The 7,513-nt window shown below is 56.5% G+C and carries 4 protein-coding genes; 1 reads left to right on the forward strand and 3 read right to left on the reverse strand.

Translation table 11 applies throughout. From position 1 onward, the window contains the following. Positions 1-19 precede the first annotated feature (19 nt). The 3 genes from V3W49_RS04760 to metA all read right to left on the reverse strand — a co-directional run bounded on the left by V3W49_RS04760 (position 20) and on the right by metA (position 6,494). A complete protein-coding gene (locus V3W49_RS04760) occupies positions 20-1,657 on the reverse strand; it encodes a Na/Pi cotransporter family protein (RefSeq protein WP_500143999.1) in 1,638 nt (545 codons plus the stop codon). A 131-nt stretch (positions 1,658-1,788) separates the two neighbouring features. Next, complete coding sequence (gene metH, locus V3W49_RS04765) at positions 1,789-5,472, reverse strand: methionine synthase (protein WP_500144000.1); 3,684 nt, start codon at positions 5,470-5,472, stop codon at positions 1,789-1,791. A 92-nt stretch (positions 5,473-5,564) separates the two neighbouring features. Further along, entirely contained in the window at positions 5,565-6,494 is a 930-nt protein-coding gene (metA, locus tag V3W49_RS04770; protein WP_500144001.1) for a homoserine O-succinyltransferase MetA, read from the reverse strand. Positions 6,495-6,715: 221 nt separating this feature from the next. Between metA and V3W49_RS04775 the strand changes: the two genes are divergently transcribed. After that, a complete protein-coding gene (locus V3W49_RS04775; protein ID WP_500144002.1) occupies positions 6,716-7,255 on the forward strand; it encodes a GNAT family N-acetyltransferase in 540 nt (179 codons plus the stop codon). Positions 7,256-7,513 lie beyond the last annotated feature (258 nt).

A 7,513-nucleotide genomic window follows, 5' to 3' on the forward strand; every position in this document is an offset into this window, starting at 1 on the left:
CCCCTAAGGGCCCGTTTTATTAGTAGCTGTCACGCGCTTCATCATCGTCATCATCGGGCTGTTCCAGCACGCTGTAGGCAACGGCGCAAAACAGCGAATTCAGGCGCTTCATATCCCCCAGCAGCCCCAAGTGTAGCGAGCTGGTTTCAATGCTCTGTACGTTCTGCTGATGCAGACGATCCACGTGCGCATGCGCATAGCGACGGTTCATGATCCGGAAACGGTGTTTACTGCGCCGCAAACGACGAGCGCTGGCCACATCTTCGGAAAAGAAAACCGACAGCGCCAGCCGCAGGTTCGCCAGCAGCAGCTGAAGCAGGTTATCCAGCTCTTCCAGTCCTTCAGGCGAGAAAGCGCGGCGAGCCTCCAGCGACTTATGCGCTACTTCGCTACCCATGCGTTCGATAATATCGGCTGCCTGCTGCAGGTTCAGGGAGGTTTCGATAATCTCCGCCCAGCGTCGGGAATCCCCTTCCGCCAGATCGTCCTTAGGCATCCGCGCCAGATAGAGTTTGATGGCGGTATGCAGCACATCCACATCATCCGCCATCTTACGCAGCGCTTTCTCTTCCCGCACCTCGCCGTGCATCACCTTGTTCCAGCCTTCCAGCATCTGCTCCAGGGCATCGCCCATTCGCAGCACCTCCCGGGCGGCGTTCGCCAGCCCCAGGGCCGGGGTATCCAGCACGCTGGGATCCAGGTGCTTCGGTTTCATACGGGTATCCACCTCCGGCGCTTCGCTGATAATGCGCCGACAGAAGCGCGCCATCGGTTCCGCGAAGGGCACCATCGCCAGACAGCGGATCAGGTTGTAGAAAACGTGGAAGTAGATAACCAGCTCCGATTCTGAAAGCGGTAACTTCTGCATCCCGTCCGCCAGCAGATGGACGAATGGCAGCACCACCAGGCTGCCAATCAGTTTGAACAACAGGCTGCCCAGGGCCACTCGCCGTGCGGCGGCGCTGGCCGTACCGTTATTAATCATCGCCAGCAAACCAGATCCCAGGTTGGCGCCGATCACCAGGCAAAGCGCCACATCGAAGGCGATCACACCGGTGGCGGTCAGGGTGGCGGTCAGCAATACCGCCGCCAGGCTGGAGTAACTGATAATGGCGAAGACTGCTCCAATCAACGCATCCAGCATAATATCGCCGGTCAGGGAGGCGAAAATTACCTTCACGCCGGAAGCCTGGGTAATAGGGGTTACCGCCTGAACGATAAGCTCCAGCGCCAGCAGAATCAGCCCCAGACCGATACCGACGCGGCCCAGTTGCCCGGCCCTGCTCTGTTTACGGCTGAGGAAGAAGATAACGCCAATGAAAATCAGCAGCGGCGACAGCCAGGAGAGGTCGAAGGTCAGAATACGCGCCATCAGCGCGGTCCCCACGTCGGCGCCCAGCACAATCACCAGCGCCGGCGTCAGCGCCACCAGATCCTGGGCGACGAATGAAGTCACCAGCATGGTAGTGGCGTTGCTGCTCTGAACCAGCGCGGTCACGCCAATACCGGCGCAGAAGGCGAGCGGTTTCTTTTCTACGCTGTTGCTTAGTACGCTACGCAATCGCGCGCCAAAAACGCGCATCACGCCGGTACGCACGATATGCGTTCCCCACACCAGCAGGGCCACGGCAGAAAGCAGGTGTAAAAGCGTTAGCACAAGGTCTCCTTATCGTTTTTGTTTTCCCTGGACTTCCTTATGGAAGTAAGTAGTAGAGTATAAAAGATAAAAGAGAGGGGGCGCCGTAACGGCGCCCAACAGAATGTAAACAAAAATGGCGTTTTAACGACTTATTTGGGCTCGTAGCCCAGGTTCGGGGCCAGCCAGCGTTCCACCTCCGCCACGCTCATCCCCTTACGCCTGGCGTAATCTTCCACCTGATCGCGCTGAATCTGCGCAACGGCGAAGTATTTGCTCGCCGGATGGCTGAAATACCAGCCCGCCACCGAAGCACCGGGCCACATGGCAAAGGACTCCGTCAGCTTCATTCCGGTATGCTTTTCGGCATTCAACAACGTCCAGATAGCCGCTTTTTCGGTATGTTCCGGACAGGCTGGATAACCTGGTGCCGGGCGAATCCCCTGGTAGTTTTCGCGAATCAACTCTTCATTGCTCAGGTTTTCAGTGGCGGCATAGCCCCAGTAAACCTTACGCACCCGCTCGTGCAGATATTCAGCGAAGGCCTCAGCCAGACGATCGGCCACCGCTTTGACCATGATCTTGTTGTAATCATCGTGCTGAACGTCGAAAGCATCCGCCAGCGCGTCCTCCTCCAGCCCGCCAGTCACGGCGAAAGCGCCGATGTAGTCTTCTTTGCCGCTCAGCTTCGGCGCCACGAAATCCGCCAGGCAGTAATTAGCAAACCCGACCTTTTCGGTTTGCTGACGCAAATGATGGCTGACTGCCAGAACCTGAGTACGGCTTTCATCGCGGTAGATTTCGATGTCGTCACCAACCCGGTTCGCCGGGAACAGACCGAACACGCCGCGCGGCGTCAGGGAGCCTTCGGCGCTAAGGCGATCCAGCATCGCGTTGGCATCGTTAAACAGGCGCTTCGCTTCAACGCCGACTACCTCATCTTCCAGGATGCGCGGGTACTTGCCCGCCAGCGACCAGGTCAGGAAGAAAGGCGTCCAGTCGATGTAATTACGCAGGGTTTCTATGCTGGCGCTCACCTCCTGTACTCCGGGACGATGGGGCACGGGCGGCGTGTAACTTTCCCAGTCGAAAGCCAGATCGTTTTCCCGGGCCGCATGCAGCGCCACCGGCGGTGTACGCGGCTTCTTGCGGGCATGCTGGGCGCGCACCGTTTCGTACTCTTTACGGGTTCGAGCCACAAAGTCGTCATACTGACTTTCCGACAGCAGCGAAGAGACCACCCCCACCGTGCGCGAGGCGTTCTGTACATACACCGTCGGCCCGCTGTAGTTCTGTTCGATCTTCACCGCCGTATGAGCTTTCGAGGTGGTGGCGCCGCCAATCAGTAGCGGTAGCGTGAAGCCCTGGCGCTCCATCTCTTTGGCGACATGCACCATTTCATCCAGCGACGGGGTAATCAGGCCGGACAAACCAATAATATCGGCATTCTCTTCCCGGGCGGTCTTCAGAATCTTTTCACAGGGCACCATGACCCCGAGATCGATAATTTCATAGTTGTTGCACTGCAACACCACTCCCACGATGTTTTTACCGATATCGTGAACGTCTCCTTTCACGGTCGCCAGCACAATCTTACCGTTACTTTTACCCTTCTCTTTACTGGCCTGGATATAGGGCTCCAGATACGCCACCGCCTGCTTCATGACGCGCGCAGACTTCACTACCTGAGGCAGGAACATCTTGCCGTCGCCGAACAGATCGCCGACTACGTTCATACCGTCCATCAGCGGACCTTCGATAACCTCGATAGGCTTACTCGCCCGCTGTCTGGCCTCTTCAGTATCCGGGATGATGAACTCGGTAATCCCTTTCACCAGCGCGTACTCAAGGCGTTTTTCCACATCCCAACTGCGCCATTCGGCTTGCTGAACGCTATCCGCCTCGCTGCTTTTAGCGCCGCGATATTTCTCCGCCAGTTCCAGCAGACGCTCGGTGGCGTCATTGCGGCGGTTAAGAATTACATCTTCCACCGCATCGCGCAGCTCACCAGGAAGGTCGTCATAAATCGCCAGTTGCCCGGCGTTAACGATCCCCATACGCAGGCCATTTCGAATAGCGTAATAGAGGAAAACCGCGTGAATGGCTTCACGTACCGGATCGTTGCCGCGAAATGAGAAGGAAACGTTAGACACGCCTCCGGAGATCAGCGCATAAGGCAGTTCACGACGGATATCCTCGCAGGCGCCAATAAAATCGAGCGCATAGTTGTTGTGTTCATCGATGCCGGTGGCAACGGCAAAGATATTGGGGTCGAAGATAATATCTTCCGGCGGGAAGCCGACCTGCTCGGTCAGTATGCGGTATGCGCGGCGGCAGATCTCAATCTTACGCGCCCGGGTATCGGCCTGGCCCTCTTCGTCGAACGCCATCACCACCACTGCGGCGCCGTATCGACGTACCAGCTTCGCATGCTGGATAAACGCCTCTTCCCCCTCTTTCATCGAAATAGAGTTCACGATACCTTTACCCTGGATACACTTAAGCCCCTTTTCGATGACCTCCCATTTGGAAGAGTCGATCATAACGGGAACCCGGGCAATATCCGGCTCACCGGCGATCAGATTGAGGAAACGCACCATCGCCGCTTCAGCGTCAAGCATCCCCTCATCCATATTGATATCGATAATCTGGGCGCCGTTTTCCACCTGCTGGCGCGCCACATCCAGCGCTTCGTTATACTGCTCTTCTTTAATCAACCGCTTAAAGCGCGCCGAACCGGTAACGTTGGTGCGTTCGCCGACGTTCACAAACAGACTGTCGTCGGTAATATTGAGCGGTTCAAGACCAGAAAGGCGGCAGGCGACCGGTAGCCGGGGCAGCTGGCGTGGGGCGATGCCATCCACCGCCTGACGCATAGCCGCGATATGCTCCGGCGTAGTGCCGCAGCAGCCGCCGACAATATTCAGGAAACCGGACTCCGCCCATTCGCGGATCTGCTCGGCCATGATCTGAGCATCGAGATCGTATTCACCAAAGGCATTGGGCAGCCCGGCGTTGGGGTGGGCGCTGACGTAACATTCTGCCACCCGGGAGAGTTCGGCCACGTACTGGCGCAACTCATCTGGCCCCAGTGCACAGTTAAGCCCGAACGACAGCGCACCGGCATGGCGCAGGGAGTTATAAAAGGCTTCGGTAGTCTGCCCGGATAGCGTGCGTCCGGAGGCATCGGTAATGGTACCAGAGATCATCAGCGGCAGTTCAACGCCGAGCGCTTCGAATTCAGCCTGTACCGCAAAAATGGCGGCTTTGGCGTTCAGTGTATCGAAAATTGTCTCGATCAGTATGAGATCCACGCCGCCTTCAATCAGGGCCCGGGTCGACTCCCGATAGGCATCCACCAGTTGATCAAAAGTGATGTTACGGAAGGCGGGATCGTTAACGTCCGGCGAGATAGAAGCCGTGCGGTTGGTCGGCCCCAGTACTCCCGCCACGTAGCGCGGGCGTTCCGGCGTACGTGCCGTCCACTCATCGGCACAGGCGCGCGCCAGTTTTGCCGCCGTCTGGTTAATTTCCGCCGACAGTGACTCCATCTGATAATCCGCCATCGCGATGGAGGTGGCGTTAAAGGTATTGGTTTCCAGAATGTCGGCGCCCGCTTCCAGATAGGCGTAGTGAATAGCCGTAATCACATCCGGCCGGGTGATGGACAGCAGATCATTATTGCCTTTCAGGTCACACGGCCAGTCGGCAAAACGTTCACCACGAAAATCCGCTTCCTGCAGGCGATGGCTCTGGATCATGGTGCCCATGCCCCCATCCAGCACCAGAATTCGTTCGGCTAACTGCCGGTGTAACTGCTCAGATTGACTACTCACTCTCATTCCTCTTCCCGACCGGGATCGTCTGTTGTGCCATGCCCGTCTTTAACGCGGGTTTCATTTCATCCTAACATAACTCCAGGAGCGGCTTACTCCAGGGTCGGATTCATATGCCGTAAATCGTACGGCGTTATCTGGTAAACGTAATAGTTCAGCCAGTTGGAGAACAGCAGATTGCCGTGGCTGCGCCAGGTGGCGCGCGGCGTACGGGTGGGATCGTCATTCGGGAAGTAGTTTTCAGGCACCAGGGGGTTAAGTCCCGCTTCGCGATCGCGGAAGAACTCGTTCGCCAGGGTTCCGGCATCATATTCAGGATGGCCGGTGACAAAGGCGATGCGCTTGTCCCGGCTGGCAAACAGATAGGCGCCGGCGGCGTCGGACTCCGCCAGTAGTTCCAGATCGGTATGTTCGCGAATGGTTTCTGACGGGAATGCAGCATAACGGGAGTGCGGCGCCAGGAAGCTGTCATCAAAGCCCCGGGTCAACAAGGCATGGGGATGCAAGATTTGATGTTCGTATACGCCGGAAAGCTTGGTTGAGAGGGTCTGCCTGGGAATACCATAGAGGATATTGAGCGCGGCCTGTACCGCCCAACAGACACACAGCGTTGAGGTGACATGCTCCCTGGCCCACTTCAGTACCCGGGTGATCTGTGGCCAGTACGCGACATCATCAAATTCAACCAGTCCCAGCGGCGCCCCGGTCACAATCAGGCCATCAAAGTTCTGATCCTGGATATCCTCAAAGTTGCAGTAGAAGTTATTCAGATGCTCTGCCGGGGTATTGCGCGACTCACGGCTGTCGATACGCAACAGTTGAATATCCAGTTGAAGCGAAGAGTTGGACAGCAGGCGCAGAAACTGGTTTTCCGTTTCTATCTTCTTTGGCATAAGGTTAAGGATCAGGACTTTTAGCGGGCGGATCTCCTGCACGCTGGCGCGTGAGCTCGTCATTACAAAGACATTCTCCTGACGCAGGAAATTTACGGCTGGTAACTCATCGGGCACCCTGATCGGCATAGCACATAACCCTCACTACATACGTTTAAACGTTTAGACATCCAGATGCCTGAAGATAACCCGCTCTGTCGTGAATGTCGAGTCTGCATATGAAAGGTGAAAATGTTTCAGGATGTCCGCACCGTCAGCGCAACAAAAATCGCGTTCTGGCCCAGGCAGTTCTCTTCCATTACATTGAAATTTCCGACCCAACCAATACCTAACGACAAAAAGGAAATAGCATGCATACAACGCCCCCCGTTCAAATCGAAACGGACAGGCTACTCTTACGCCCTCACACCATCGCCGACTTCGAGGCATGGTACGCCATGTTCACCGACAAAGCGTTGTTTGAATTTATCAGTGCGCCGCCGCTTGCGCCTGAGGATGGCTGGAACCGGCTATTGCGCTATATCGGACACTGGTCGGCGTTTGGCTATGGTCTTTTTGCCATTTTTCGCAAATCAGACGGTCAGTTTTTAGGGGAGACGGGGCTCGCGGATTTTCATCGCGGCCTTGGATGCGATTTCGATGGCGTTCCCGAAGCCGCATGGATTATTGCACGAGCAGCGCAGGGACAAGGCGTTGCCCGGGAAGCGGCCACGGCGGCTCACCGCTGGCTCGACGAGACGCTCTCGCCTTCGCGTACCGTATGTCTTATCGATACCAAAAATCAGCCATCACTCAGGATAGCTCAGGGGTTAGGGTATGGTATTTTGGGGGAATGTGAATACCGGGGAGCCCATTGCTTTAAGCTAAGTCGTGATTTCATGAAGCTTTGAAGCTTTCTCTGCCTGATGCCCTCACCCCGGCCCTCTCCCGCAGGGAGAGGGAGAAAAACGCAAAGAGCCCCGGTCAGTGACCGGGGCTCTTCATCTGTTCCTGGCGCGCTTCTCACCGACAGGCCACAGACATAAAAAAAAGCCATCCTTACGGATGGCCTTTTCTTTTATTTGATGCCTGGCAGTTCCCTGGTCCCGCATGGGGCGGGCCACACTGCCACCGGAGCTTAATCCGGTATACCTTAATTTGATGCCTGG

Source organism: Rosenbergiella sp. YN46 (assembly GCF_036620675.1).
In the GTDB taxonomy this organism is placed as follows: domain Bacteria; phylum Pseudomonadota; class Gammaproteobacteria; order Enterobacterales; family Enterobacteriaceae; genus Jejubacter.

Bases quoted from the DNA above. Each gene is read 5' to 3' on its own strand.
- metA (WP_500144001.1), bottom strand. From the start codon at position 6,494: ATGCCGATCAGGGTGCCCGATGAGTTACCAGCCGTAAATTTCCTGCGT.
- V3W49_RS04775 (WP_500144002.1), top strand. From the start codon at position 6,716: ATGCATACAACGCCCCCCGTTCAAATCGAAACGGACAGGCTACTCTTA.